The following is a 22,097-nucleotide window of genomic DNA, read 5'->3' on the forward strand; positions in this document are numbered from 1 at the left end:
TTCATTTTTCATAAGAAACTCCTAAAGAAGGCTCTACCCGAAAGGGTAGAGTTTTTATGTACCAGAGACCTTGTGATTCGTGGTATAATAGGCCTATGGAAAAAAAGAACAAATTACTACTCATCGACGGGTCTTCCGTCGCTTTTCGTGCCTTTTTCGCACTCTATCATCAAATTGATCGCTTCAAAAATGCCAATGGTCTGCATACAAACGCGGTCTATGGCTTTAATCTCATGTTGAGCCATCTCTTGGAGCGCATCCAACCAACCCATGTCCTCGTTGCTTTTGATGCAGGAAAGACGACCTTCCGGACAGAGATGTATGCCGACTACAAAGGGGGCCGTGCAAAAACTCCAGATGAGTTCCGTGAGCAGTTTCCTTTCATTCGTGAGCAATTAGATCATTTGGGAATCCGTCATTATGAGCTGGCCCAGTATGAAGCGGATGATATTATTGGAACACTAGATAAGATGGCAGAAGCTACCTCAGTACCCTTTGAAGTCACCATTGTCTCTGGGGATAAGGATTTGATCCAGCTGACAGATGACAATACGGTGGTTGAAATCTCTAAAAAAGGGGTAGCGGAGTTTGAGGAATTCACTCCAGCCTATCTGAAAGAAAAGATGGGGCTGACACCAGAGCAATTTATCGACCTCAAGGCCTTGATGGGAGATAAGTCGGATAATATCCCAGGTGTGACTAAGATCGGAGAAAAGACCGGGATCAAACTACTCCTAGAGTATGGCTCTCTCGATGGTATTTACGAGCATATCGATGAGATGAAGGCTTCTAAGATGAAGGAAAACCTCATCAACGACAAGGAGCAGGCCTATCTGTCTAAGACTCTCGCAACCATCGATACCAATGCGCCTATTGAAATTGGCCTGGACGATATCACTTATTCGGGTCCTCATCTAGAAAATCTCGCCAAGTTTTATGAGGAGATGGGCTTCAAGCAACTCCGTCAGGCCTTGGATCTCAGTGGAGAAGAGGCGGCTCCTGTAGCCATTGACTATACAGAAGTCGAGCAAGTCACTCCAGATATGCTTACGGAAGATAGTTTCTTCCATTTCGAGATTTTTGGGGACAACTACCATACGGAACCCATCATTGGTTTCGCATGGGGGACCAAAGGTCAGCTCTACGCAAGTACAGATACTGCTCTTTTACAAACACCGATTTTCAAAGAATTTCTCGAAAAAACACCCCTCAAGGTCTATGACTTTAAGCGGGCCAAGGTCTTGCTCAGCCACTTGGACATTACCTTGCAAAAGCCGGCTTTTGATAGTCGATTGGCCAAGTATCTCTTGTCGACCGTAGAGGACAATGAAATTTCAACCATTGCGAGTCTCTATAGTCAGATTGCGCTACCGCTGGACGAAGTCGTTTATGGCAAGGGAGCCAAAAAAGCTATCCCAGAAAAGACCGCCCTATTAGAGCATTTGGCCCGGAAAGTCGCTGTTCTACTGGATACCGAAGAGCCCATGGTAGAGCAGTTGCAGGCCCATGACCAACTAGATTTGCTCTATGATATGGAGCAACCGCTAGCAGCTGTTTTGGCCAAGATGGAAATCGCGGGGATCAAGGTAGAGCGTCAGACCCTAGAAGACATGCAGGTGGAAAACGAAGTGGTCTTGGAGCGCTTGACTCAAGAAATCTACGAGCTTGCAGGAGAAGAGTTTAATATCAATTCTCCAAAACAATTGGGGGTCATCCTCTTTGAAAAATTGGGACTCCCTCTTGAATATACTAAGAAGACAAAAACCGGCTATTCAACAGCCGTTGATGTCTTGGAACGCCTGGCTCCAATTGCACCGATTGTGTCTAAGATTCTTGAATACCGCCAAATTGCTAAGATCCAGTCGACCTATGTCATCGGTCTTCAAGATTGGATTTTGGAAGATGGGAAGATCCATACCCGCTATGTACAAGATTTGACGCAGACAGGCCGTTTGTCCAGTGTGGATCCCAACCTGCAAAACATTCCTGTCCGTTTGGAACAAGGTCGTCTTATTCGTAAGGCCTTTGTCCCAGAAGAGGAAAACAGTGTCTTGCTGAGTTCGGACTATTCACAAATCGAACTGCGCGTCTTGGCCCATATTTCGGGAGATGAGCATTTGATTGACGCCTTTAAACATGGGGCAGATATCCATACATCGACTGCTATGCGCGTCTTCAATATTGAAAAACCAGAAGATGTGACGCCGAATGACCGTCGCAATGCAAAAGCAGTAAACTTCGGTGTAGTTTATGGAATTTCCGACTTTGGACTGTCTAACAACTTAGGGATCAGTCGAAAAGAAGCCAAGGCCTACATTGAGACCTACTTCGAACGCTACCCTGGCATCAAGGACTATATGGAGAGAGTGGTACGGGAAGCGCGTGATAAAGGCTATGTAGAAACCCTCTTCAAGCGTCGTCGGGAGATTCCAGATATCAATTCTCGCAACTTCAATGTTCGAGGCTTTGCGGAGCGGACGGCTATCAACTCACCAATCCAAGGATCTGCAGCAGATATCTTGAAAATTGCCATGATCCACTTGGACCAAGCGCTAGAAAGAGGAGCATACAAGACCAAGATGCTCCTTCAAGTGCACGATGAAATCGTTCTGCAAGTGCCAAGTGATGAACTGGCAGCGATCAAAGAACTCGTCAAAGAGACCATGGAATCTGCTATTGAGCTTGCGGTACCACTAGAAGCCGATGAGAATGCAGGCAAAACATGGTATGAAGCCAAATAAGATTGAGTTTATTCAAAATAGAAAGCGGTAGGAGACTTTTTAGTTTCCTACCGCTTTTAATGACAAACACTTGCAATGCCTTCCGTATTGTTATACTATTTAAAGAAAGGAAACGCATACAAAAGGAGATTCTTATGGCTTATTCATTTCGCAATCCTAGTGATGGCATTATCAAACATTACCTAGAAACGAGCAAGATCATCGCTGTAGTTGGATTATCTGATCGTGAAGACACAACCAGTCATCGTGTCAGCAAAGAGATGCAAGAGCGGGGCTATCGGATTATTCCTGTCAACCCTCGTGCAGCTGGTGGCCAGATTCTTGGAGAAACGGTGTATGCTAGCTTGCAGGAGATTCCTTTCCCAGTAGATATCGTCGATGTATACCGACGCAGTGAGTTTTTACCAGATGTGGCACGTGATTTTATTGAGACGGATGCGAACATTTTCTGGGCACAATTGGAGCTGGAAAATCAAGAAGCAGAAGAAATCCTTCGTGGAGCTGGACGAGAAGATATCGTCATGAACCGCTGTATCAAACGGGAACACACCCGACTGATCTTAGGAGACTCCCTATACGGTTTATAAATGATAAACAATTGATCATAGAAGAAAACCCCAGCTTGCTGGGGTTTTCTTCTTACTCTTATTCAGTTTCATGGCTTGGATGGCCTGTAAAATGACGTGGCCCTTGTTTAATCTGCTTGATTTGATCATAAAAGGCAATTTGGCAGTTGATAAAGTAAGGCATGGTGTAAAAGCCGATGACATCGCGCGTGAAGTAATTCAGGAAGTACCAACCAATCAAGGTTAGATCGAGCACCAAGCGATTGCTGCGGAACCCTTTCATGGTTTCACGACTTTGGCGAAGGACTCCAAAGGCTCCCTTGTAGTCGCCGTCTCGTAATTGCTCATAGAGGATCAATTCGACCAGGCTGAGACTGTAGTATTGTGGCAGGTAAAAGAGGAGGCCGAGTAGGCCCAACACAACACCAGCAGTCATCAGAGGCATTTGTTGCATGAGAGATTGGAATTCAGGACTAGAAGCACTCAAAGTGCTTGGGTTGCTCACCTTATCGTAGATCGCCAAAAATCGAATGCTGGCGTAGGTGCTGATGAGACTCCCCACATAGAGGATGAGTCCCCATAAAAAGAGGACGGCTTGCTTCAAAATCAAGGTGGCAAATACAGAGGTAAAGCGATCTTGTTTAAAGATATCTAAGACGCGTGTTCGGTGTTCGATCTTGGGATTTATCGTATCTAAATAGCTAAAAGTCGCACCAACAACTAAAATGGAGATGACAAAGGAGACGACGGAAGGAAAGAGCTGTCGCTGGATCATGTAAATACTTGCTTGCTGCAAGGTCATGTCCGGTAGTAGATCGACCAGATCTTGCCCGCTTAAGAGAAAGTTAGCAAGAATGGTCAACAGGACCGGAAGAGCAAAAAGGATAGCTAAGCCCGGTTGCTGGACTTGCATGGTACGTGCCCGGAGGCGAATCAGTTTAAGGTTCATAGATGATACTCTCTTCATAGTAGTACTTTTTATTATAACATAAGTCCGTGACAGAGCCGGTAAAATTTGGTACAATCGTACAGGTGCTCACAGGAAAACTGTGACAGGAATAAGAAGGCTGGGACTGTTTTTCCCAGTACGGAGGTAACCATGACAGATTCACCGATTCAATATCGATTAATCAAAAAAGAAAAGCATACAGGTGCTCGTCTGGGAGAAATTATCACCCCTCACGGGACCTTCCCGACCCCAATGTTTATGCCTGTAGGGACTCAGGCAACCGTTAAGACCCAATCGCCAGAAGAACTCAAGGAAATGGGCTCCGGAATTATCTTGGCCAACACCTACCATCTCTGGCTTCGTCCGGGGGATGATCTAGTCGCAAAAGCAGGAGGACTGCACCAGTTCATGAACTGGGATCAGCCCATTTTAACAGATAGTGGAGGCTTCCAGGTCTATTCATTAGCGGATACCCGCAATATCACTGAAGAAGGGGTAACCTTTAAAAATCACCTCAACGGCTCGAAGATGTTCCTCTCTCCGGAAAAGGCCATCTCCATCCAAAACAATCTAGGGAGCGACATCATGATGTCCTTTGATGAATGCCCTCAGTTCTATCAGCCCTATGATTATGTGAAAAAATCAATCGAACGGACCAGTCGTTGGGCAGAACGTGGCCTGAAGGCTCACCGTCGTCCTCATGATCAAGGTCTTTTCGGGATTGTTCAAGGGGCTGGATTTGAAGACTTGCGCCGTCAGTCTGCTCAAGATTTGGTCAGCATGGACTTTCCAGGCTATTCCATCGGTGGCTTAGCTGTTGGGGAAAGCCATGAAGAGATGAATGCCGTGCTGGATTTCACAACTCCGCTCTTACCAGAGAACAAGCCACGCTATCTCATGGGAGTAGGAGCTCCAGACAGTCTGATTGATGGCGTTATTCGTGGAGTGGACATGTTTGACTGTGTCTTGCCGACGCGGATTGCGCGAAATGGTACCTGTATGACTAGTCAAGGACGCCTGGTAGTGAAAAATGCGCAATTTGCAGAAGATTTTACACCGCTGGATCCTGAATGTGATTGCTACACTTGTAAAAACTATACCCGAGCTTATCTTCGCCACCTCCTCAAGGCAGATGAGACCTTCGGTATTCGCTTGACCAGCTACCATAACCTCTATTTCTTGATCAACCTTATGAAGCAGGTCCGTCAAGCCATCATGGATGACAATCTCTTGGAATTCCGCGAGCATTTCGTCGAAAAATATGGCTATAACAAATCAGGACGGAATTTCTAGAAAGAGCTAAATAGCAAGAACAAAGATTGCAGCCATCTGAGAATAATAGGAATAACTGCGAGACGCAGTGGTTGATTGGTATCTTTGGAGCTTGTTAAGCTCCAAAGATAACCTAATCAACTGTGCGGGGGCGAGACGACGAACAAATTGGATATAAATTTGTTCTGTCTCGCTCCCTTTTTTCTATATAATAGCAACTTTTTTTGCGCTCTTTTCTTAACGAAAACACTTTCATTAAAAAAACGAAAAAAATCTTCTCAAATCCCTTGCATTGGGCCTTTGTTTGTGTTAAACTACTATGGTGCTGTGAAAAACAGCTATTAGCTTTGATGCAAGAGGTTGCGACACGCTCGGTTGCATTGCCACGCAACGCGCGTCGGTTTTCTTGTGGAGCTAGCCTATTATCTTAAATAGACGAAAAGGAGAAAAAGATGGCAAACAAAAAAATCCGCATCCGTTTGAAAGCATACGAACACCGTACACTTGACACAGCGGCTGCAAAAATCGTAGAATCAGCTACTCGTACAGGTGCACAAGTTGCGGGTCCAATCCCACTTCCAACTGAACGTAGCCTCTACACAATCATTCGTGCGACTCACAAATACAAAGATTCTCGCGAACAATTCGAAATGCGTACACACAAACGTTTGATCGATATCATCAACCCAACTCAAAAAACAGTTGACGCTTTGATGAAATTGGATCTTCCAAGTGGTGTAAACGTAGAAATCAAACTTTAATCTAAAGCTTGATCAAGAGCATGAAAAACGCTCGTTAAAAACTTTTTGAATAAAAAACTATAGAAAAGGAACTATTTTCTCATGACAAAAGGAATCTTAGGGAAAAAAGTGGGAATGACTCAAATCTTCACTGAAGCTGGCGAATTGATCCCTGTAACAGTTATCGAAGCAACTCCAAACGTTGTTCTTCAAGTTAAAACTGTTGAAACAGATGGTTACAACGCTATCCAAGTTGGTTTCGATGACAAACGCGAAGTATTGAGCAACAAACCTGCTAAAGGACATGTAGCAAAAGCTAACACGGCTCCTAAGCGCTTCATTCGTGAATTCAAAAACGTTGAAGGCTTGGAAGTTGGTGCTGAAATCACAGTTGACACTTTCGAAGCTGGAGACATTGTTGATGTAACTGGTACTTCTAAAGGTAAAGGTTTCCAAGGTGTTATCAAACGCCACGGACAATCACGTGGACCTATGGCTCACGGTTCTCGTTACCACCGTCGTCCAGGTTCTATGGGACCTGTTGCACCTAACCGCGTATTCAAAGGTAAAAACCTTGCAGGACGTATGGGTGGCGATCGTGTAACTATTCAAAACCTTGAAGTTGTACAAGTTGTTCCAGAAAAGAACGTTATCCTTATCAAAGGTAACGTGCCAGGTGCTAAGAAATCTCTTATCACTATCAAGTCAGCAGTTAAAGCTGGTAAATAATAAGGAAAGGGGAATACAGTCAAAATGGCAAATGTAACATTATTCGACCAAACTGGTAAACAAGCGGGCGAAGTTGTTCTTAACGATGCGATCTTTGGTATCGAACCAAACCAAGCAGTTGTATTTGATGTGATCATCAGCCAACGTGCTAGCCTTCGTCAAGGGACTCACGCAGTTAAAAACCGCTCAGCCGTTTCAGGTGGCGGACGCAAACCATGGCGTCAAAAAGGAACTGGACGTGCTCGTCAAGGTTCTATCCGCTCTCCACAATGGCGTGGTGGTGGAATCGTCTTCGGACCAACTCCACGTAGCTATGCGTACAAACTTCCTCAAAAAGTTCGTCGCCTTGCACTTAAATCTGTTTACTCAGAAAAAGTTGCTGAAAACAAATTTGTAGCCGTTGATTCTCTTGAATTTACAGCTCCAAAAACTGCTGAATTTGCAAAAGTTCTTGCAGCTTTGAGCATCGATTCTAAAGTCCTTGTTATTCTTGAAGAAGGAAACGAATTCGCAGCTCTTTCAGCTCGTAACCTTCCAAACGTGAAAGTTGCGACTGCTACAACTGCAAGTGTTCTTGACATCGCAAATAGTGACAAACTTCTTGTTACTCAAGCAGCTATCTCTAAAATCGAGGAGGTTCTTGCATAATGAATTTGTATGATGTTATCAAAAAACCTGTTATCACTGAAAAGTCAATGGCTCAACTTGAAGCAGGCAAATATGTATTCGAAGTTGACACTCGCGCTCACAAACTTTTGATCAAACAAGCTGTTGAAGCTGCGTTTGAAGGTGTAAAAGTTGCGAATGTGAACACTGTAAACGTAAAACCTAAAGCAAAACGCGTTGGACGTTACACTGGTTTTACTTCAAAAACTAAAAAAGCTATCATCACGCTTGCAGCTGATTCTAAAGCAATCGAGTTGTTTGCTACTGAAGCTGAATAATCTAAGGAGGAAATATCGTGGGAATTCGTGTTTATAAACCAACAACAAACGGTCGCCGTAATATGACTTCTTTGGATTTCGCTGAAATCACAACAAACACACCTGAGAAAACTTTGCTTGTTTCTCTTAAAAACAAAGCAGGTCGTAACAACAACGGTCGTATCACAGTTCGTCACCAAGGTGGTGGACACAAACGTCATTACCGTTTGATCGATTTCAAACGTAACAAAGATGGAGTTGAAGCAGTCGTTAAAACGATCGAATACGATCCAAACCGCTCAGCTAACATCGCGCTTGTACACTACACTGACGGTGTGAAAGCTTACATCATTGCCCCTAAAGGTCTTGAAGTAGGTCAACGCATCGTATCAGGACCAGAAGCAGATATCAAAGTCGGAAACGCTCTTCCACTTGCTAACATCCCAGTTGGTACTTTGATCCACAACATCGAATTGAAACCTGGTAAAGGTGGAGAATTGGTACGTGCTGCTGGAGCTTCTGCTCAAGTATTGGGTTCTGAAGGTAAATATGTACTTGTTCGTCTTCAATCAGGCGAAGTTCGTATGATTCTTGGAACTTGCCGTGCTACAGTTGGTGTTGTCGGAAACGAACAACATGGACTTGTAAATCTTGGTAAAGCGGGACGTAACCGCTGGAAAGGTGTTCGCCCTACAGTTCGTGGTTCTGTAATGAACCCGAATGATCACCCACACGGTGGTGGTGAAGGTAAAGCACCAGTTGGACGTAAAGCGCCATCTACTCCTTGGGGTAAACCTGCGCTTGGTCTTAAAACTCGTAACAAGAAAGCGAAATCTGACAAACTTATCGTTCGTCGTCGCAACCAAAAATAATCATAAGCAACTAGCTTACACTTTCCGCCAGCTCGGTAGCGCTGCATAGCAGCGCAAGCCGCTGTGGTACTAAATTTTAAAGGAGAAAATTACAAAATGGGACGTAGTCTTAAAAAAGGACCTTTCGTCGATGAGCATTTGATGAAAAAAGTTGAAGCTCAAGCAAACGACGAAAAGAAAAAAGTAATTAAAACTTGGTCACGTCGTTCAACGATCTTCCCAAGTTTCATCGGATACACTATCGCAGTTTATGATGGACGTAAACATGTACCTGTTTACATCCAAGAAGACATGGTAGGTCACAAGCTTGGTGAATTTGCACCAACTCGTACTTACAAAGGTCACGCGGCAGACGACAAGAAGACACGTAGAAAATAAGGAGAACATAAATGGCAGAAATTACTTCAGCTAAAGCAATGGCTCGTACAGTGCGTGTTTCACCTCGTAAATCACGTCTTGTTCTTGACAACATCCGTGGTAAAAGCGTAGCCGATGCCATCGCTATTTTGACATTCACACCAAACAAAGCTGCAGGGATCATCCTTAAAGTGTTGAACTCAGCAGTAGCAAACGCTGAAAACAACTTTGGTTTGGAAAAAGCTAACTTGGTAGTATCTGAAGCATTCGCAAACGAAGGACCAACAATGAAACGTTTCCGTCCACGTGCGAAAGGTTCAGCTTCACCAATCAACAAACGTACAGCTCACATCACAGTAGCTGTTGCAGAAAAATAAGGAGGTAAACTCGTGGGTCAAAAAGTACATCCAATTGGTATGCGTGTTGGTATCATCCGTGATTGGGATGCCAAATGGTATGCTGAAAAAGAATACGCGGATTACCTTCATGAAGATCTTGCAATCCGTAAATTCATTCAAAAAGAATTGGCTGACGCAGCCGTTTCAACTATTGAAATCGAACGCGCAGTAAACAAAGTTAACGTTTCTCTTCACACTGCTAAACCAGGTATGGTTATCGGTAAAGGTGGAGCAAACGTTGATGCACTTCGTGCAGCTCTTAACAAATTGACTGGTAAACAAGTACACATCAACATCATTGAGATCAAACGTCCTGACTTGGACGCTCACCTTGTTGGTGAAGGAATCGCTCGTCAATTGGAACAACGTGTTGCTTTCCGTCGTGCACAAAAACAAGCAATCCAACGTGCTATGCGTGCTGGAGCTAAAGGAATCAAAACTCAAGTATCAGGTCGTTTGAACGGTGCAGATATTGCCCGTGCAGAAGGATACTCTGAAGGAACTGTTCCACTTCACACACTTCGCGCTGATATCGATTACGCTTGGGAAGAAGCAGACACTACTTACGGTAAACTTGGTGTTAAAGTATGGATCTACCGTGGTGAAGTTCTTCCAGCTCGTAAAGACGCTAAAGGAGGTAAATAACCAATGTTAGTACCTAAACGTGTAAAACACCGTCGCGAATTCCGTGGTAAAATGCGCGGTGAAGCAAAAGGTGGAAAAGAAGTAGCATTCGGTGAATACGGTCTTCAAGCTACAACCAGCCACTGGATCACAAACCGTCAAATCGAAGCTGCTCGTATCGCCATGACTCGTTACATGAAACGTGGTGGTAAAGTTTGGATTAAGATTTTCCCACACAAATCATACACCGCTAAAGCTATCGGGGTACGTATGGGATCTGGTAAAGGGGCTCCTGAAGGTTGGGTAGCACCAGTTAAACGTGGTAAAGTGATGTTCGAAATCGCTGGTGTATCTGAAGAGATCGCACGCGAAGCGCTTCGTCTTGCTAGCCACAAATTGCCAGTTAAAACTAAATTTGTGAAACGTGAAGCAGAATAAGGAGAGGTCATGAAACTTACAGAAGTAAAAGAATTTGTTAAAGAACTTCGTGGTCTTTCTCAAGAAGAACTCGCGAAGCGTGAAAATGAATTGAAGAAAGAATTGTTTGAACTTCGTTTCCAAGCAGCCGCTGGTCAATTGGAACAAACTGGACGTTTGAAAGAAGTGAAAAAACAAATCGCTCGCATCAAAACTGTTCAATCAGAAGCTAAATAATAGACTAGGGAAGGAGAATTTCAATGGAACGCAATAATCGTAAAGTTCTTGTTGGACGCGTTGTGTCTGACAAAATGGACAAAACAATCACAGTTGTAGTTGAAACTAAACGTAACCACCCAGTCTATGGTAAACGTATCAACTATTCTAAAAAATACAAAGCTCATGATGAAAACAATGTTGCTAAAGAAGGCGATATCGTTCGTATCATGGAAACTCGTCCGCTTTCAGCTACAAAACGCTTCCGTCTTGTAGAAGTCGTTGAAAAAGCGGTCATCATCTAATCATACCTGAAAGGAGAAAACGTAAATGATTCAAACAGAAACTCGTTTGAAAGTCGCTGACAACAGTGGCGCACGCGAAATCTTGACAATCAAAGTTCTTGGTGGTTCAAAACGTAAATTCGCGAGCATCGGTGATGTAATCGTTGCATCTGTAAAACAAGCTACTCCTGGTGGTGCGGTTAAGAAAGGTGACGTTGTAAAAGCTGTTATCGTTCGTACTAAATCAGGTGCTCGTCGTAAAGATGGTTCGTACATCAAGTTCGACGAAAATGCAGCAGTGATCATCCGTGACGACAAAACTCCTCGCGGAACTCGTATCTTTGGCCCAGTTGCACGTGAATTGCGTGACGGTGGATTCATGAAGATCGTATCACTTGCTCCAGAAGTACTTTAATCAATCAAAAACAAACACAGTCCCCTGGCTCAGCCAGGGTGCCCATCGGGCGTAAGAATAAAAGGAGAATAAAATGTTTGTAAAAAAAGGCGACAAAGTTCGCGTTATCGCTGGTAAAGACAAAGGCGTAGAAGCTGTTGTTCTTACTGCTCTTCCAAAAGTAAATAAAGTTGTTGTAGAAGGTGTAAACATCATCAAGAAACACCAACGTCCAAATAACGAAAACCCTCAAGGTGCAATCGTTGAAAAAGAAGCTCCAATCCATGCTTCTAACGTTCAAGTTTTGGACAAAAACGGTGTTGCTGGACGTGTTGGCTACAAATTTGTAGACGGCAAAAAAGTTCGCTACAACAAAAAATCAGGCGAAGTGCTTGACTAATCACGAAGGAAAGGAGAAGTATAATGGCTAATCGTTTAAAAGAAAAATACCTTAATGAAGTAGTACCATCATTGACTGAACAGTTCAACTATTCATCAGTTATGGCTGTGCCAAAAGTTGATAAAATCGTTTTGAACATGGGTGTTGGTGATGCAGTATCAAATGCTAAAAACCTTGAAAAAGCTGCTGAAGAGCTTGCTTTGATCTCAGGTCAAAAACCATTGATCACTAAGGCTAAAAAATCAATCGCCGGCTTCCGTCTTCGTGAAGGTGTTGCGATCGGTGCAAAAGTTACCCTTCGTGGTGAACGTATGTACGAATTCTTAGATAAATTGGTAACAGTTTCACTTCCACGTGTACGTGACTTCCATGGTGTTCCAACAAAATCATTTGATGGACGCGGAAACTACACACTTGGTGTGAAAGAACAATTGATCTTCCCAGAAATCAACTTTGATGATGTTGATAAAACTCGTGGTTTGGATATCGTAATCGTAACTACAGCGAACACAGACGAAGAATCACGTGCATTGCTTACTGGCCTCGGTATGCCGTTTGCAAAATAATATAGGAGGTAAAACTAATGGCTAAAAAATCTATGATTGCTAAGAACAAACGCCCAGCGAAGTTCTCTACTCAAGCATACACTCGCTGTGAACGTTGTGGACGTCCACACTCAGTTTACCGCAAGTTTAAACTTTGCCGTGTTTGCTTCCGTGAATTGGCATACAAAGGTCAAATCCCAGGTGTCACAAAAGCATCTTGGTAATTTAAGATATCAAGGGCGTTAAAACTCCAAGTGAAAATAGGAAACTTGACGAAGAAACTTTAGTTTCTAGGAAAGTTTATCTTTTTCACACAGAGTTTAGCCCGGGTTCAGTTGGGCTTGCCAATTTGAACACGAGCTACAGCTTTGGCAAAAAAGACCAATTTTCTTTGGAGCATCGCTCCTGCATCAAATTGCCTATTTTTGCTCTCGCTGTTACGCTCTCTGTATCATGTATTAACTAGCAAGTGCAACTTGCAAACTACTAGTAAGAGGAGAAATTATAATGGTTATGACTGACCCAATCGCAGACTTCCTTACACGTATTCGTAACGCTAACCAAGCAAAACACGAAGTACTTGAAGTACCTGCATCAAACATCAAAAAAGGGATTGCTGAAATCCTTAAACGCGAAGGTTTTGTAAAAAACGTTGAATTCATCGAAGATGACAAACAAGGCATCATCCGTGTATTCTTGAAATACGGACAAAACGGTGAAAAAGTTATCACAAACTTGAAACGTGTATCTAAACCAGGTTTGCGTGTTTACAAAAAACGTGAAGATCTTCCAAAAGTTCTTAACGGACTTGGAATTGCTATCCTTTCAACTTCTGAAGGTTTGCTTACTGATAAAGAGGCACGCCAAAAGAACGTTGGTGGAGAAGTTATCGCTTACGTTTGGTAATATTTAGCTCCCAATTTCGTTGTGACTCTTCGTTATTGTCTCTTGCCTAACCCAAAGTTATGTCTGCGAGACGATGCCTTGATTCACTTAGAAATTGAGACCTAAACATTAACTTTTAAATCAAAAAAGATTTAAACCCCGTGAAAACTGGCCCGCAAAGGCCTGACAATTTAACAGGAGAATAGAAAACATGTCACGTATTGGTAATAAAGTTATCGTGTTGCCTGCTGGTGTTGAAATCACTAACAATGACAACGTTGTAACTGTAAAAGGACCTAAAGGAGAACTTACTCGTACGTTCTCAAAAGATATTGAAATCCGTGTGGAAGGTACTGAAGTAACTCTTCACCGTCCAAACGATTCAAAAGAAATGAAAACAATCCACGGAACAACTCGTGCCCTTTTGAACAACATGGTTACTGGTGTATCAGAAGGATTCAAGAAAGAACTTGAAATGCGCGGGGTTGGATACCGTGCACAACTTCAAGGATCAAAACTTGTTTTGGCTGTTGGTAAATCACACCCAGATGAAGTTGAAGCTCCAGAAGGAATTACTTTTGAACTTCCAAACCCAACAACAATCGTTGTTAGCGGAATTTCAAAAGAAGTAGTTGGTCAAACAGCTGCTTATGTACGTAGCCTTCGTTCACCTGAACCATACAAAGGTAAAGGGATCCGTTATGTTGGTGAATACGTTCGCCGCAAAGAAGGTAAAACAGGTAAATAATGTAGTTTGGTTGTTTTTCAACCAACCTTCATCTTACCAACTCAGTGCTTAGCACATGATTTTAAAATTAAGAGGTGAAAATTGTGATTTCGAAACCAGATAAAAACAAAATCCGTCAAAAACGCCACCGTCGCGTTCGCGGAAAACTCTCTGGAACTGCTGATCGCCCACGTTTGAACGTATTCCGTTCTAATACAGGCATCTACGCTCAAGTGATTGATGACGTAGCGGGTGTAACGCTCGCAAGCGCTTCAACTCTTGACAAAGAAGTTTCAAAAGGAACTAAAACTGAACAAGCCGTTGTTGTCGGCAAACTTGTTGCTGAACGTGCAGTTGCTAAAGGTATTTCTGAAGTGGTGTTCGACCGCGGTGGATATCTATATCACGGACGTGTTAAAGCTTTGGCTGATGCAGCTCGTGAAAACGGATTGAAATTCTAATAGGAGGACACTAGAAAATGGCATTTAAAGATAATGCAGTTGAACTTGAAGAACGCGTAGTTGCCATCAACCGTGTAACAAAAGTTGTTAAAGGTGGACGTCGTCTTCGTTTTGCAGCTCTTGTAGTTGTTGGTGACCGTAATGGCCGTGTTGGATTTGGTACTGGTAAAGCTCAAGAAGTTCCAGAAGCAATCCGTAAGGCTGTTGAAGATGCTAAGAAAAACTTGATCGAAGTTCCTATGGTTGGAACAACAATTCCACACGAAGTAACATCAGTATTTGGTGGAGCTCGTGTATTGTTGAAACCAGCTATCGAAGGGGCTGGGGTTGCTGCAGGTGGAGCAGTTCGTGCCGTTGTCGAATTGGCAGGTATTGCAGATGTTACATCTAAATCACTTGGATCAAACACTCCAATCAACATCGTTCGTGCAACTGTTAACGGTTTGGCACAATTGAAACGCGCTGATGAAGTTGCTGCCCTTCGTGGTATTTCAGTTTCTGACTTGGCTTAAGAAAGGAGATTCAAATGGCTCAAATTAAAATTACTTTGACTAAGTCTCCAATCGGACGCATCCCGTCACAACGTAAAACTGTTGTAGCACTTGGACTTGGCAAATTGAACAGCTCTGTTATTAAAGAAGATAACCCAGCAGTACGTGGTATGATCACTGCTGTATCTCACTTGGTAACAGTTGAAGAAGTAAAATAATCTATTTAAGATAGAAACAAAGTTTTCAGGGGTATGAGAGGTTCTCATCCCCTAAAACTAAATATAAGTATAGGCGAGTTTGTAGTTAGGACACCTTTTCCTGATTACATGCGTTAGCAATTTACAAAAGAGGAGAAAATAAATAATGAAACTTCATGAATTACAACCTGCTACAGGTTCACGTAAAGTCCGCAACCGTGTTGGTCGTGGTACTTCATCTGGTAATGGTAAAACTTCTGGCCGTGGTCAAAAAGGTCAAAAAGCTCGTAGCGGTGGCGGTGTACGTCTTGGTTTTGAAGGTGGACAAACTCCATTGTTCCGTCGTCTTCCAAAACGTGGATTTACAAACATCAACGCTAAAGAATATGCTATTGTGAACCTTGATCAATTGAACGCCTTTGAAGATGGTGCTGAAGTAACTCCAGTAGTACTTGTAGAATCAGGAATTGTAAAAGCTGAAAAATCAGGTATCAAAATTCTTGGTAACGGAGAATTGACTAAGAAGTTGACTGTTAAAGCAGCTAAATTCTCTAAATCAGCTGAAGAAGCTATCACTGCTAAAGGTGGTTCAGTTGAAGTCATCTAAGTGAGGTGACCTATGTTTTTTAAATTATTAAAAGATGCATTTAAGGTGAAACAAGTACGGTCGAAGATTTTATTTACGATCTTCATCATTCTTGTTTTCCGCATTGGGACCACGATTACAGTGCCTGGTGTAAATGCGAAAATTCTGAACAACCTTCAAGATGTGTCCTTCTTGAACATGCTCAGTTTGGTTTCTGGGAATGCCATGAGGAACTTCTCAGTTTTCGCATTAGGGGTTAGCCCATACATCACAGCTTCGATCGTCGTACAACTTTTGCAAATGGATCTGTTACCTAAGTTTGTTGAATGGGGCAAACAAGGGGAAGTTGGTCGAAGAAAGCTCAACCAAGCAACACGCTATATTTCTTTGGTTCTAGCCTTTGTTCAATCCATCGGGATTACAGCAACCTTCCACACCTTGTCTCAGGCGAAATTAGTCGCAACTCCAAATACCAAAACCTATCTATTAATCGGTGCAATTCTGACGACCGGTTCCATGATTGTGACTTGGCTTGGAGAGCAAATCACAGATAAAGGGTATGGTAATGGTGTTTCAATGATTATCTTTGCAGGGATTGTGTCATCAATTCCTGAGATGATTAAAGAAATCTATGAAAATGCATTTGTGAACGTTCGTTCTGGTCAAATGACCAATTCCCTCATTTTTGTTGGGGTATTAATCCTTGCTGTCTTGGTTATTGTTTACTTTACAACCTTTGTAGAGCAAGCACAATACAAGATTCCAATCCAATATACAAAGATTGCACAAGGAGCTCCATCAAGTTCTTACCTTCCTTTGAAAGTAAACCCAGCAGGGGTTATTCCTGTCATCTTCGCTAGTTCGATTACAGCAGCGCCTGCTGCGATTTTCCAAGTGATTAGCGCTATGGGTTACAATGCAGGATGGGTGAAAACAGCTCAAGCCATGTTGGCTACAAACACACCAACTGGTGTGGCAATGTATGCCTTATTGATCATTCTCTTCACCTTCTTCTACACGTTTGTTCAGATCAATCCTGAAAAAACGGCAGAAAACCTTCAAAAGAGTGGTGCCTATATCCCAGGCGTCCGCCCTGGTAAGGGGACAGAAGAGTTTATGTCTCGTTTGCTACGTCGTTTAGCAAGCGTCGGATCAGTATTCCTTGGCTTTATTACCATCATTCCAATCCTAGCTCGAGATTTATTTGGTTTGACAGATGCAGTTGCTCTTGGAGGAACTAGTTTGTTAATCATTATTTCAACAGGTATTGAGGGAATGAAACAATTAGAAGGCTACTTATTAAAACGTAAGTATGTCGGATTTATGGACACAACAACAGAATAGAATAAGGTTGACTTTGTCAGCCTTCTATTTTGTTTTTAAATGGAAATAGGAATTCGCTCCTGCTTCCATTTAAAAACAAAATAAGGAGAATTCATCATGAATCTTTTAATTATGGGGTTGCCTGGAGCAGGTAAAGGAACTCAAGCAGCTAAAATCGTTGAAGAGTTTCACGTAGCGCACATCTCCACTGGAGATATGTTCCGCGCAGCAATGGCTAACCAAACTGAAATGGGTGTATTGGCAAAATCATTCATCGACAAAGGTGAATTGGTGCCCGATGATGTGACAAATGGGATTGTAAAAGAACGTTTGGCTCAAGACGACATTAAGGAAAAAGGATTCCTTTTGGACGGTTTTCCTCGCACGATTGAACAAGCTCATGCCTTGGATCAAATCTTGGTAGACCTTGGTTTGGAGCTTGAAGGAGTGATCAACATTGAAGTGGATCCATCATGTCTCCTCGAGCGCTTGAGTGGTCGCATCATCCATCGTGAAACAGGTGAAACCTTCCATAAAGTATTCAACCCACCAGCTGACTACAAGGAAGAAGACTATTACCAACGTGAAGATGACAAACCAGAAACAGTGAAACGCCGTCTGGATGTGAATATTGCTCAAGGTGAGCCAATTCTTGCTCATTACCGTGCAAAAGGATTGGTCCATGATATTGAAGGAAATCAAGACATCAACGACGTCTTCAAAGATATCCAAAAGGTCTTGGAGAATTTAAAATAAAAACGTTTTAGTCACTTGCAATATTTGACGACAAGTGATACAATTAGTTAGTCTGACTTATAATTGTTACCTCTGTGCTCAGAGGAATGAATCGAAATTTATGGAGGTACTTTTGCGTGGCAAAAGACGATGTGATTGAAGTAGAAGGTAAAGTAGTTGATACTATGCCGAATGCTATGTTTACGGTTGAACTTGAAAATGGACATCAGATTTTAGCAACAGTTTCTGGTAAAATTCGTAAAAACTATATTCGTATTTTAGCGGGAGATCGTGTTACAGTGGAGATGAGTCCGTACGATTTGACACGTGGACGTATCACATACCGCTTTAAATAATCGAAAAACTTGGAGGGATAAAAATGAAAGTAAGACCATCGGTCAAACCAATTTGCGAATACTGTAAAGTAATTCGTCGTAATGGTCGTGTTATGGTAATTTGCCCAGCAAATCCAAAACACAAACAACGTCAAGGATAAGATAGAAAGGAGAAAACATGGCTCGTATTGCTGGAGTTGACATTCCAAATGACAAACGTGTAGTAATTTCATTGACTTATGTGTACGGTATCGGACTTCCAACATCTAAGAAAATCCTTGCTGCTGCAGGCGTTTCTGAAGATATTCGTGTTCGCGATCTTACACCAGATCAAGAAGATGCTATCCGTCGTGAAGTTGACGCAATCAAAGTTGAAGGTGACCTTCGTCGTGAAGTAAACTTGAACATCAAACGCTTGATGGAAATCGGTTCATACCGCGGTATCCGTCACCGTCGTGGACTTCCAGTTCGTGGACAAAACACTAAAAACAATGCTCGCACTCGTAAAGGTAAAGCTGTTGCGATTGCAGGTAAGAAAAAATAAAATAAAATAAGGAGGTAAAAATCTTGGCTAAACCAACACGTAAACGTCGTGTGAAAAAGAATATCGAATCTGGTATTGCTCATATTCACGCTACATTTAACAACACAATTGTTATGATTACTGATGTGCATGGTAACGCAATCGCTTGGTCATCTGCAGGTGCACTTGGATTTAAAGGTTCTCGTAAATCTACACCATTTGCTGCTCAAATGGCATCAGAAGCTGCTGCAAAAGCTGCTCAAGAACACGGACTTAAATCTGTTGAAGTAACTGTTAAAGGTCCTGGTTCAGGTCGTGAGTCTGCTATTCGTGCACTTGCTGCTGCTGGTCTTGAAGTAACTGCAATCCGCGATGTAACTCCTGTACCACACAATGGTGCTCGTCCTCCAAAACGTCGCCGTGTATAATCATCAACAATTACACAGCTTTTCGTTTAAGAGGGAGTATAGCAAATGATTGAGTTTGAAAAACCAAATATAACAAAAATTGATGAAAACAAAGATTATGGCGTGTTTGTCGTAGAACCACTTGAACGTGGCTATGGTACAACACTTGGAAACTCACTTCGTCGTGTACTTCTGGCTTCACTTCCAGGTGCAGCTGTCACTTCAATCAACATTGAAGGTGTACTCCACGAATTTGATACCGTTCCAGGAGTCCGTGAAGACGTTATGCAAATTATTCTTAACGTTAAAGGAATCGCCGTTAAATCTTACGTCCAAGACGAAAAGATTATTGAACTTGATGTAGAAGGACCTGCAGAAGTAACTGCTGGAGATATTCTTACTGATAGTGACATCGAAATTGTAAACCCTGATCATTATCTATTTACAATCGGAGAAGGAGCATCTTTGAAAGCAACGCTTACTGTAAACAGTGGACGTGGCTATGTTCCAGCTGATCAAAACAAAAAAGATGATGCACCAGTGGGAACACTTGCTGTAGATTCAATCTATACGCCAGTGACTAAAGTCAATTACCAAGTTGAACCAGCACGCGTTGGTAGCAACGATGGCTTTGACAAGCTAACCCTTGAAATTTTGACAAATGGGACAATCATTCCAGAAGATGCCTTAGGTTTGTCTGCTCGTATTTTGACAGAACACCTAAATCTATTCACAAACTTAACTGAAATTGCTATTGCAACAGACGTTATGAAGGAAGTAGATACAACTTCTGATGATCGCATTTTAGAACGTACGATCGAAGAATTAGATCTTTCAGTTCGTTCATATAACTGTTTGAAACGTGCTGGCATTAATACTGTTTACGATTTGACTGAAAAATCAGAAGCAGAAATGATGAAAGTTCGTAACTTGGGACGTAAGAGTCTTGAAGAAGTTAAAATCAAACTTGCCGACTTAGGCCTTGGGTTAAAAAACGATAAATAGAGGAGGAATACATGGCTTACCGTAAACTAGGACGCACTAGCTCACAACGTAAAGCGATGCTTCGCGATTTGACTACAGATCTTATCATCAATGAAGCAATTGTAACAACTGAAGCACGTGCGAAAGAAATCCGTAAATCAGTTGAAAAAATGATTACTTTGGGTAAACGTGGTGATTTGCATGCACGTCGTCAAGCTGCTGCATTCGTACGTAACGAAGTTGCATCACAAAACTTTGATGAAGAAACAGGTAAATACTCAGAAACAACTGCACTTCAAAAATTGTTCTCTGAATTAGCACCTCGTTATGCTGAGCGCAATGGTGGATATACTCGTATCCTTAAAACTGAACCACGTCGTGGTGATGCTGCGCCAATGGCTATCATCGAATTGGTATAATATCATCAATTTTGTTGAGTGTTATGATGATGGAATACACTGTTATTCTTAGTCTAGCTCTGGTCTACCGCTGGGGATTTTCCCCAGCGGGAACACTCATCATATTGAATGAATGGTAGACGCTTGTTTACGAAATTGCTTTAATTTAAAACAATTTCGTAAGCAGGCGTTTTGTCTTGTTTTCGTGAGTAGTCGAGAATAGCAAAAAATGATATAATGGAACCCATATCTCCAATAGAAGAAAAAGGATTCAATGACAAAACAACAAGCAATTAAATTACTAAAAGAGAAGTACCTTAGTAATATGAAAGAGGATTCGGAACTCTTTGTCGGAGTTGAATTAGAGTTTCCGATTGTAGAAACAAATGGAAACAAAACAAATATAGAGGTGACGAAAAATCTTTTTCAAACCTTAGCCAACTTATCAGATTTTGAAGTCGAAAAAAGAGATGACAATCAAAATCCCATTCAATTGATTCACTGTTCTTCTAAAGATCGTATTCTATTCGAGTTGAGTTACAATACAATTGAATTTGCATTTGAGAGAGCTCATTCTATAAATGAGGTAGCCAAACGTTTTGAGGCTTATTTGAAGATCATTCAACCGATTTTGCAAGAAAATAATCACGAAATCCAAGGGCACGGAATCCATCCTTTGTGGAAAGAAAATGATAATAGCCCAGTGAAAATCGAACGATACAAGATGTTAATGGCTTTCCTTGCAATGAATGGTACAGGGATGAGGACACACTCCTATCCTTCATACGGAGCATTTATATGCGGAAATCAGGTTCAATTGGATGTAAGGCGCGATAACTATCTTCGCATCATTAATGCATTTAATAAAATTGAAGCAGCAAAAGCATATTTGTTTTCCAACTCAGAATTTTCTGCAGAAGCTTGGGATACAAAAATTGCCAGAGATATTTTCTGGGAAGAATCCTTACATGGTTATTATAAGGAGAATGTAGGGATTTATCCTAAGGACTACCAAAGCGAAGAAGAGTTTTTTAATAATCTCGCTAAAACGGCTATTTTTACGGCAACTAGAGGGGGCAAATCATATTATTTTAAACCAATTCGAGTGGAAGATTATCTAGATCAAAAAGAAATTACAGCCTATACGGCTGATGGAAATGAGAAGATCATTAAGCCTGTAAAAGAAGATCTAAAACAACATCGAAGTTACCAATTTCAAGATTTAACTGCTCGTGGGACTGTGGAATTTAGAAGTGTTTGTACGCAACCGTTAGAAACCACCTTTGCCCCGATTGCCTTTGAGTTGGGCTTATTTGTACAGTTAGAAAAACTAGAAGACTATTTAGAAGATTCTTCATTCATTAACAATGAAGAACTGGATTATCGAAAACTTAGAAAGAAATATTCAAAGAAAATTCTAAGTAAAGAAGAAAAAGAAGCGATCCAATCCTTTTCAAAAGATCTTCTAGACATAGCTGAAGCAGGTTTAATGAAAAGAGGCTACAAGGAAGAAAAATTTCTTATCATTACCAAAGAACTAGACTAATAGAAAAGCCTTTTTACAGGCTTTTCTTTATTACTTTCAAAAAAACTTTCAAAAAAATAAAATTTTTTGGAA

At 41.8% G+C, this 22,097-nt stretch carries 34 protein-coding genes; 33 read left to right on the top strand and 1 reads right to left on the bottom strand.

The window, feature by feature from the left end; all coding sequences use genetic code 11:
• The first annotated feature begins 95 nt into the window (after positions 1-95).
• Together polA and HMPREF3002_RS10370 are read left to right on the top strand one after the other, a co-directional pair.
• On the top strand, positions 96-2,741 hold the full coding sequence (gene polA, locus HMPREF3002_RS10365; protein WP_070666739.1) for a DNA polymerase I: 2,646 nt from the start codon (positions 96-98) through the stop codon (positions 2,739-2,741).
• Positions 2,742-2,875: 134 nt separating this feature from the next.
• Positions 2,876-3,328, top strand: coding sequence for a CoA-binding protein (locus tag HMPREF3002_RS10370; RefSeq protein WP_070666742.1), 453 nt, complete (start codon positions 2,876-2,878; stop codon positions 3,326-3,328).
• A gap of 58 nt (positions 3,329-3,386) precedes the next feature.
• Here HMPREF3002_RS10370 and HMPREF3002_RS10375 read toward each other — a convergent pair whose 3' ends face one another.
• Positions 3,387-4,256, bottom strand: a complete 870-nt coding sequence (locus HMPREF3002_RS10375) for a DUF975 family protein (protein ID WP_070449173.1) — start codon at positions 4,254-4,256, stop codon at positions 3,387-3,389.
• 150 nt (positions 4,257-4,406) lie between these two features.
• Here HMPREF3002_RS10375 and tgt point away from each other — a divergent pair, with 150 nt between their 5' ends.
• From tgt to HMPREF3002_RS10525, 31 genes are all read left to right on the top strand, one after another.
• Positions 4,407-5,549: a tRNA guanosine(34) transglycosylase Tgt gene (gene tgt / locus HMPREF3002_RS10380; RefSeq protein ID WP_003010858.1), complete on the top strand. Its 1,143-nt coding sequence runs from the start codon at positions 4,407-4,409 to the stop codon at positions 5,547-5,549.
• Positions 5,550-5,980: 431 nt separating this feature from the next.
• On the top strand, positions 5,981-6,289 hold the full coding sequence (gene rpsJ / locus HMPREF3002_RS10385) for a 30S ribosomal protein S10 (protein ID WP_003009585.1): 309 nt from the start codon (positions 5,981-5,983) through the stop codon (positions 6,287-6,289).
• 81 nt (positions 6,290-6,370) lie between these two features.
• Positions 6,371-6,997, top strand: coding sequence for a 50S ribosomal protein L3 (rplC, locus tag HMPREF3002_RS10390; protein WP_003010846.1), 627 nt, complete (start codon positions 6,371-6,373; stop codon positions 6,995-6,997).
• A 24-nt stretch (positions 6,998-7,021) separates the two neighbouring features.
• A complete protein-coding gene (gene rplD / locus HMPREF3002_RS10395) occupies positions 7,022-7,645 on the top strand; it encodes a 50S ribosomal protein L4 (RefSeq protein WP_003009591.1) in 624 nt (207 codons plus the stop codon).
• Entirely contained in the window at positions 7,645-7,941 is a 297-nt protein-coding gene (locus HMPREF3002_RS10400) for a 50S ribosomal protein L23 (protein ID WP_003009593.1), read from the top strand. Before rplD ends, HMPREF3002_RS10400 begins: the two co-directional genes overlap by 1 nt.
• Positions 7,942-7,958: 17 nt before the next feature.
• Entirely contained in the window at positions 7,959-8,792 is an 834-nt protein-coding gene (gene rplB, locus HMPREF3002_RS10405) for a 50S ribosomal protein L2 (protein WP_000512900.1), read from the top strand.
• A 96-nt stretch (positions 8,793-8,888) separates the two neighbouring features.
• Positions 8,889-9,170, top strand: coding sequence for a 30S ribosomal protein S19 (rpsS, locus tag HMPREF3002_RS10410; RefSeq protein ID WP_000533766.1), 282 nt, complete (start codon positions 8,889-8,891; stop codon positions 9,168-9,170).
• Between the two features lie 11 nt (positions 9,171-9,181).
• Positions 9,182-9,526, top strand: a complete 345-nt coding sequence (gene rplV, locus HMPREF3002_RS10415; RefSeq protein WP_000818139.1) for a 50S ribosomal protein L22 — start codon at positions 9,182-9,184, stop codon at positions 9,524-9,526.
• A 12-nt stretch (positions 9,527-9,538) separates the two neighbouring features.
• A complete protein-coding gene (rpsC, locus tag HMPREF3002_RS10420; protein WP_003002336.1) occupies positions 9,539-10,192 on the top strand; it encodes a 30S ribosomal protein S3 in 654 nt (217 codons plus the stop codon).
• Positions 10,193-10,195: 3 nt separating this feature from the next.
• On the top strand, positions 10,196-10,609 hold the full coding sequence (gene rplP / locus HMPREF3002_RS10425) for a 50S ribosomal protein L16 (RefSeq protein ID WP_000960947.1): 414 nt from the start codon (positions 10,196-10,198) through the stop codon (positions 10,607-10,609).
• Between the two features lie 9 nt (positions 10,610-10,618).
• Positions 10,619-10,825 (top strand): 50S ribosomal protein L29, encoded by a 207-nt coding sequence (gene rpmC, locus HMPREF3002_RS10430; RefSeq protein WP_003002350.1) that lies wholly within the window; start codon positions 10,619-10,621, stop codon positions 10,823-10,825.
• 23 nt (positions 10,826-10,848) lie between these two features.
• Positions 10,849-11,109: a 30S ribosomal protein S17 gene (gene rpsQ / locus HMPREF3002_RS10435; protein ID WP_003009600.1), complete on the top strand. Its 261-nt coding sequence runs from the start codon at positions 10,849-10,851 to the stop codon at positions 11,107-11,109.
• Positions 11,110-11,134: 25 nt separating this feature from the next.
• On the top strand, positions 11,135-11,503 hold the full coding sequence (rplN, locus tag HMPREF3002_RS10440; protein ID WP_003002384.1) for a 50S ribosomal protein L14: 369 nt from the start codon (positions 11,135-11,137) through the stop codon (positions 11,501-11,503).
• A gap of 73 nt (positions 11,504-11,576) precedes the next feature.
• Complete coding sequence (rplX, locus tag HMPREF3002_RS10445; protein WP_003002315.1) at positions 11,577-11,882, top strand: 50S ribosomal protein L24; 306 nt, start codon at positions 11,577-11,579, stop codon at positions 11,880-11,882.
• Between the two features lie 23 nt (positions 11,883-11,905).
• Positions 11,906-12,448 carry a 50S ribosomal protein L5 gene (gene rplE, locus HMPREF3002_RS10450; RefSeq protein ID WP_003009606.1) on the top strand — a complete coding sequence of 181 codons (543 nt, stop codon included), beginning with the start codon at positions 11,906-11,908 and terminating at the stop codon, positions 12,446-12,448.
• Between the two features lie 17 nt (positions 12,449-12,465).
• The gene (locus tag HMPREF3002_RS10455) at positions 12,466-12,651 is read left to right on the top strand and encodes a type Z 30S ribosomal protein S14 (protein ID WP_001085699.1); all 186 of its coding nucleotides are present in this window, start codon (positions 12,466-12,468) and stop codon (positions 12,649-12,651) included.
• Positions 12,652-12,934: 283 nt separating this feature from the next.
• Positions 12,935-13,333 (top strand): 30S ribosomal protein S8, encoded by a 399-nt coding sequence (gene rpsH, locus HMPREF3002_RS10460; RefSeq protein WP_003010897.1) that lies wholly within the window; start codon positions 12,935-12,937, stop codon positions 13,331-13,333.
• 190 nt (positions 13,334-13,523) lie between these two features.
• Positions 13,524-14,060 (top strand): 50S ribosomal protein L6, encoded by a 537-nt coding sequence (gene rplF / locus HMPREF3002_RS10465; RefSeq protein ID WP_003010839.1) that lies wholly within the window; start codon positions 13,524-13,526, stop codon positions 14,058-14,060.
• A gap of 83 nt (positions 14,061-14,143) precedes the next feature.
• The gene (gene rplR / locus HMPREF3002_RS10470) at positions 14,144-14,500 is read left to right on the top strand and encodes a 50S ribosomal protein L18 (RefSeq protein ID WP_003010871.1); all 357 of its coding nucleotides are present in this window, start codon (positions 14,144-14,146) and stop codon (positions 14,498-14,500) included.
• Between the two features lie 17 nt (positions 14,501-14,517).
• On the top strand, positions 14,518-15,012 hold the full coding sequence (gene rpsE / locus HMPREF3002_RS10475) for a 30S ribosomal protein S5 (protein ID WP_003009617.1): 495 nt from the start codon (positions 14,518-14,520) through the stop codon (positions 15,010-15,012).
• 14 nt (positions 15,013-15,026) lie between these two features.
• On the top strand, positions 15,027-15,209 hold the full coding sequence (gene rpmD, locus HMPREF3002_RS10480) for a 50S ribosomal protein L30 (RefSeq protein ID WP_002894509.1): 183 nt from the start codon (positions 15,027-15,029) through the stop codon (positions 15,207-15,209).
• A 145-nt stretch (positions 15,210-15,354) separates the two neighbouring features.
• Complete coding sequence (gene rplO / locus HMPREF3002_RS10485) at positions 15,355-15,795, top strand: 50S ribosomal protein L15 (RefSeq protein ID WP_003002405.1); 441 nt, start codon at positions 15,355-15,357, stop codon at positions 15,793-15,795.
• Positions 15,796-15,807: 12 nt separating this feature from the next.
• Positions 15,808-17,118: a preprotein translocase subunit SecY gene (secY, locus tag HMPREF3002_RS10490; protein ID WP_023920186.1), complete on the top strand. Its 1,311-nt coding sequence runs from the start codon at positions 15,808-15,810 to the stop codon at positions 17,116-17,118.
• A 96-nt stretch (positions 17,119-17,214) separates the two neighbouring features.
• The gene (locus HMPREF3002_RS10495) at positions 17,215-17,853 is read left to right on the top strand and encodes an adenylate kinase (protein WP_003009627.1); all 639 of its coding nucleotides are present in this window, start codon (positions 17,215-17,217) and stop codon (positions 17,851-17,853) included.
• Positions 17,854-17,969: 116 nt separating this feature from the next.
• A complete protein-coding gene (gene infA / locus HMPREF3002_RS10500; RefSeq protein WP_001029883.1) occupies positions 17,970-18,188 on the top strand; it encodes a translation initiation factor IF-1 in 219 nt (72 codons plus the stop codon).
• A 23-nt stretch (positions 18,189-18,211) separates the two neighbouring features.
• Positions 18,212-18,328 (top strand): 50S ribosomal protein L36, encoded by a 117-nt coding sequence (gene rpmJ / locus HMPREF3002_RS10770; protein WP_001808836.1) that lies wholly within the window; start codon positions 18,212-18,214, stop codon positions 18,326-18,328.
• Positions 18,329-18,345: 17 nt separating this feature from the next.
• Positions 18,346-18,711, top strand: a complete 366-nt coding sequence (gene rpsM / locus HMPREF3002_RS10505) for a 30S ribosomal protein S13 (protein WP_003009631.1) — start codon at positions 18,346-18,348, stop codon at positions 18,709-18,711.
• Between the two features lie 23 nt (positions 18,712-18,734).
• Entirely contained in the window at positions 18,735-19,118 is a 384-nt protein-coding gene (rpsK, locus tag HMPREF3002_RS10510) for a 30S ribosomal protein S11 (protein WP_003002390.1), read from the top strand.
• Positions 19,119-19,163: 45 nt separating this feature from the next.
• On the top strand, positions 19,164-20,102 hold the full coding sequence (locus HMPREF3002_RS10515) for a DNA-directed RNA polymerase subunit alpha (RefSeq protein ID WP_003009635.1): 939 nt from the start codon (positions 19,164-19,166) through the stop codon (positions 20,100-20,102).
• A gap of 11 nt (positions 20,103-20,113) precedes the next feature.
• Positions 20,114-20,500: a 50S ribosomal protein L17 gene (rplQ, locus tag HMPREF3002_RS10520; protein ID WP_003002399.1), complete on the top strand. Its 387-nt coding sequence runs from the start codon at positions 20,114-20,116 to the stop codon at positions 20,498-20,500.
• 253 nt (positions 20,501-20,753) lie between these two features.
• Positions 20,754-22,025: a glutamate-cysteine ligase family protein gene (locus tag HMPREF3002_RS10525; RefSeq protein WP_070666745.1), complete on the top strand. Its 1,272-nt coding sequence runs from the start codon at positions 20,754-20,756 to the stop codon at positions 22,023-22,025.
• The last annotated feature ends 72 nt before the right edge of the window (positions 22,026-22,097 follow it).

This window comes from Streptococcus sp. HMSC065E03, from assembly GCF_001815045.1.
In the GTDB taxonomy this organism is placed as follows: Bacteria; Bacillota; Bacilli; order Lactobacillales; family Streptococcaceae; genus Streptococcus; species Streptococcus parasanguinis_AD.

Coding starts and splice junctions, on each gene's coding strand:
- polA (WP_070666739.1), top strand. CDS start 96: ATGGAAAAAAAGAACAAATTACTACTCATCGACGGGTCTTCCGTCGCT.
- HMPREF3002_RS10370 (WP_070666742.1), top strand. CDS start 2,876: ATGGCTTATTCATTTCGCAATCCTAGTGATGGCATTATCAAACATTAC.
- HMPREF3002_RS10375 (WP_070449173.1), bottom strand. CDS start 4,256: ATGAACCTTAAACTGATTCGCCTCCGGGCACGTACCATGCAAGTCCAG.
- tgt (WP_003010858.1), top strand. CDS start 4,407: ATGACAGATTCACCGATTCAATATCGATTAATCAAAAAAGAAAAGCAT.
- rpsJ (WP_003009585.1), top strand. CDS start 5,981: ATGGCAAACAAAAAAATCCGCATCCGTTTGAAAGCATACGAACACCGT.
- rplC (WP_003010846.1), top strand. CDS start 6,371: ATGACAAAAGGAATCTTAGGGAAAAAAGTGGGAATGACTCAAATCTTC.
- rplD (WP_003009591.1), top strand. CDS start 7,022: ATGGCAAATGTAACATTATTCGACCAAACTGGTAAACAAGCGGGCGAA.
- HMPREF3002_RS10400 (WP_003009593.1), top strand. CDS start 7,645: ATGAATTTGTATGATGTTATCAAAAAACCTGTTATCACTGAAAAGTCA.
- rpsS (WP_000533766.1), top strand. CDS start 8,889: ATGGGACGTAGTCTTAAAAAAGGACCTTTCGTCGATGAGCATTTGATG.
- rplV (WP_000818139.1), top strand. CDS start 9,182: ATGGCAGAAATTACTTCAGCTAAAGCAATGGCTCGTACAGTGCGTGTT.
- rplP (WP_000960947.1), top strand. CDS start 10,196: ATGTTAGTACCTAAACGTGTAAAACACCGTCGCGAATTCCGTGGTAAA.
- rpmC (WP_003002350.1), top strand. CDS start 10,619: ATGAAACTTACAGAAGTAAAAGAATTTGTTAAAGAACTTCGTGGTCTT.
- rpsQ (WP_003009600.1), top strand. CDS start 10,849: ATGGAACGCAATAATCGTAAAGTTCTTGTTGGACGCGTTGTGTCTGAC.
- rplN (WP_003002384.1), top strand. CDS start 11,135: ATGATTCAAACAGAAACTCGTTTGAAAGTCGCTGACAACAGTGGCGCA.
- rplX (WP_003002315.1), top strand. CDS start 11,577: ATGTTTGTAAAAAAAGGCGACAAAGTTCGCGTTATCGCTGGTAAAGAC.
- rplE (WP_003009606.1), top strand. CDS start 11,906: ATGGCTAATCGTTTAAAAGAAAAATACCTTAATGAAGTAGTACCATCA.
- HMPREF3002_RS10455 (WP_001085699.1), top strand. CDS start 12,466: ATGGCTAAAAAATCTATGATTGCTAAGAACAAACGCCCAGCGAAGTTC.
- rpsH (WP_003010897.1), top strand. CDS start 12,935: ATGGTTATGACTGACCCAATCGCAGACTTCCTTACACGTATTCGTAAC.
- rplF (WP_003010839.1), top strand. CDS start 13,524: ATGTCACGTATTGGTAATAAAGTTATCGTGTTGCCTGCTGGTGTTGAA.
- rpsE (WP_003009617.1), top strand. CDS start 14,518: ATGGCATTTAAAGATAATGCAGTTGAACTTGAAGAACGCGTAGTTGCC.
- rpmD (WP_002894509.1), top strand. CDS start 15,027: ATGGCTCAAATTAAAATTACTTTGACTAAGTCTCCAATCGGACGCATC.
- rplO (WP_003002405.1), top strand. CDS start 15,355: ATGAAACTTCATGAATTACAACCTGCTACAGGTTCACGTAAAGTCCGC.
- secY (WP_023920186.1), top strand. CDS start 15,808: ATGTTTTTTAAATTATTAAAAGATGCATTTAAGGTGAAACAAGTACGG.
- HMPREF3002_RS10495 (WP_003009627.1), top strand. CDS start 17,215: ATGAATCTTTTAATTATGGGGTTGCCTGGAGCAGGTAAAGGAACTCAA.
- rpmJ (WP_001808836.1), top strand. CDS start 18,212: ATGAAAGTAAGACCATCGGTCAAACCAATTTGCGAATACTGTAAAGTA.
- rpsM (WP_003009631.1), top strand. CDS start 18,346: ATGGCTCGTATTGCTGGAGTTGACATTCCAAATGACAAACGTGTAGTA.
- HMPREF3002_RS10515 (WP_003009635.1), top strand. CDS start 19,164: ATGATTGAGTTTGAAAAACCAAATATAACAAAAATTGATGAAAACAAA.
- rplQ (WP_003002399.1), top strand. CDS start 20,114: ATGGCTTACCGTAAACTAGGACGCACTAGCTCACAACGTAAAGCGATG.
- HMPREF3002_RS10525 (WP_070666745.1), top strand. CDS start 20,754: ATGACAAAACAACAAGCAATTAAATTACTAAAAGAGAAGTACCTTAGT.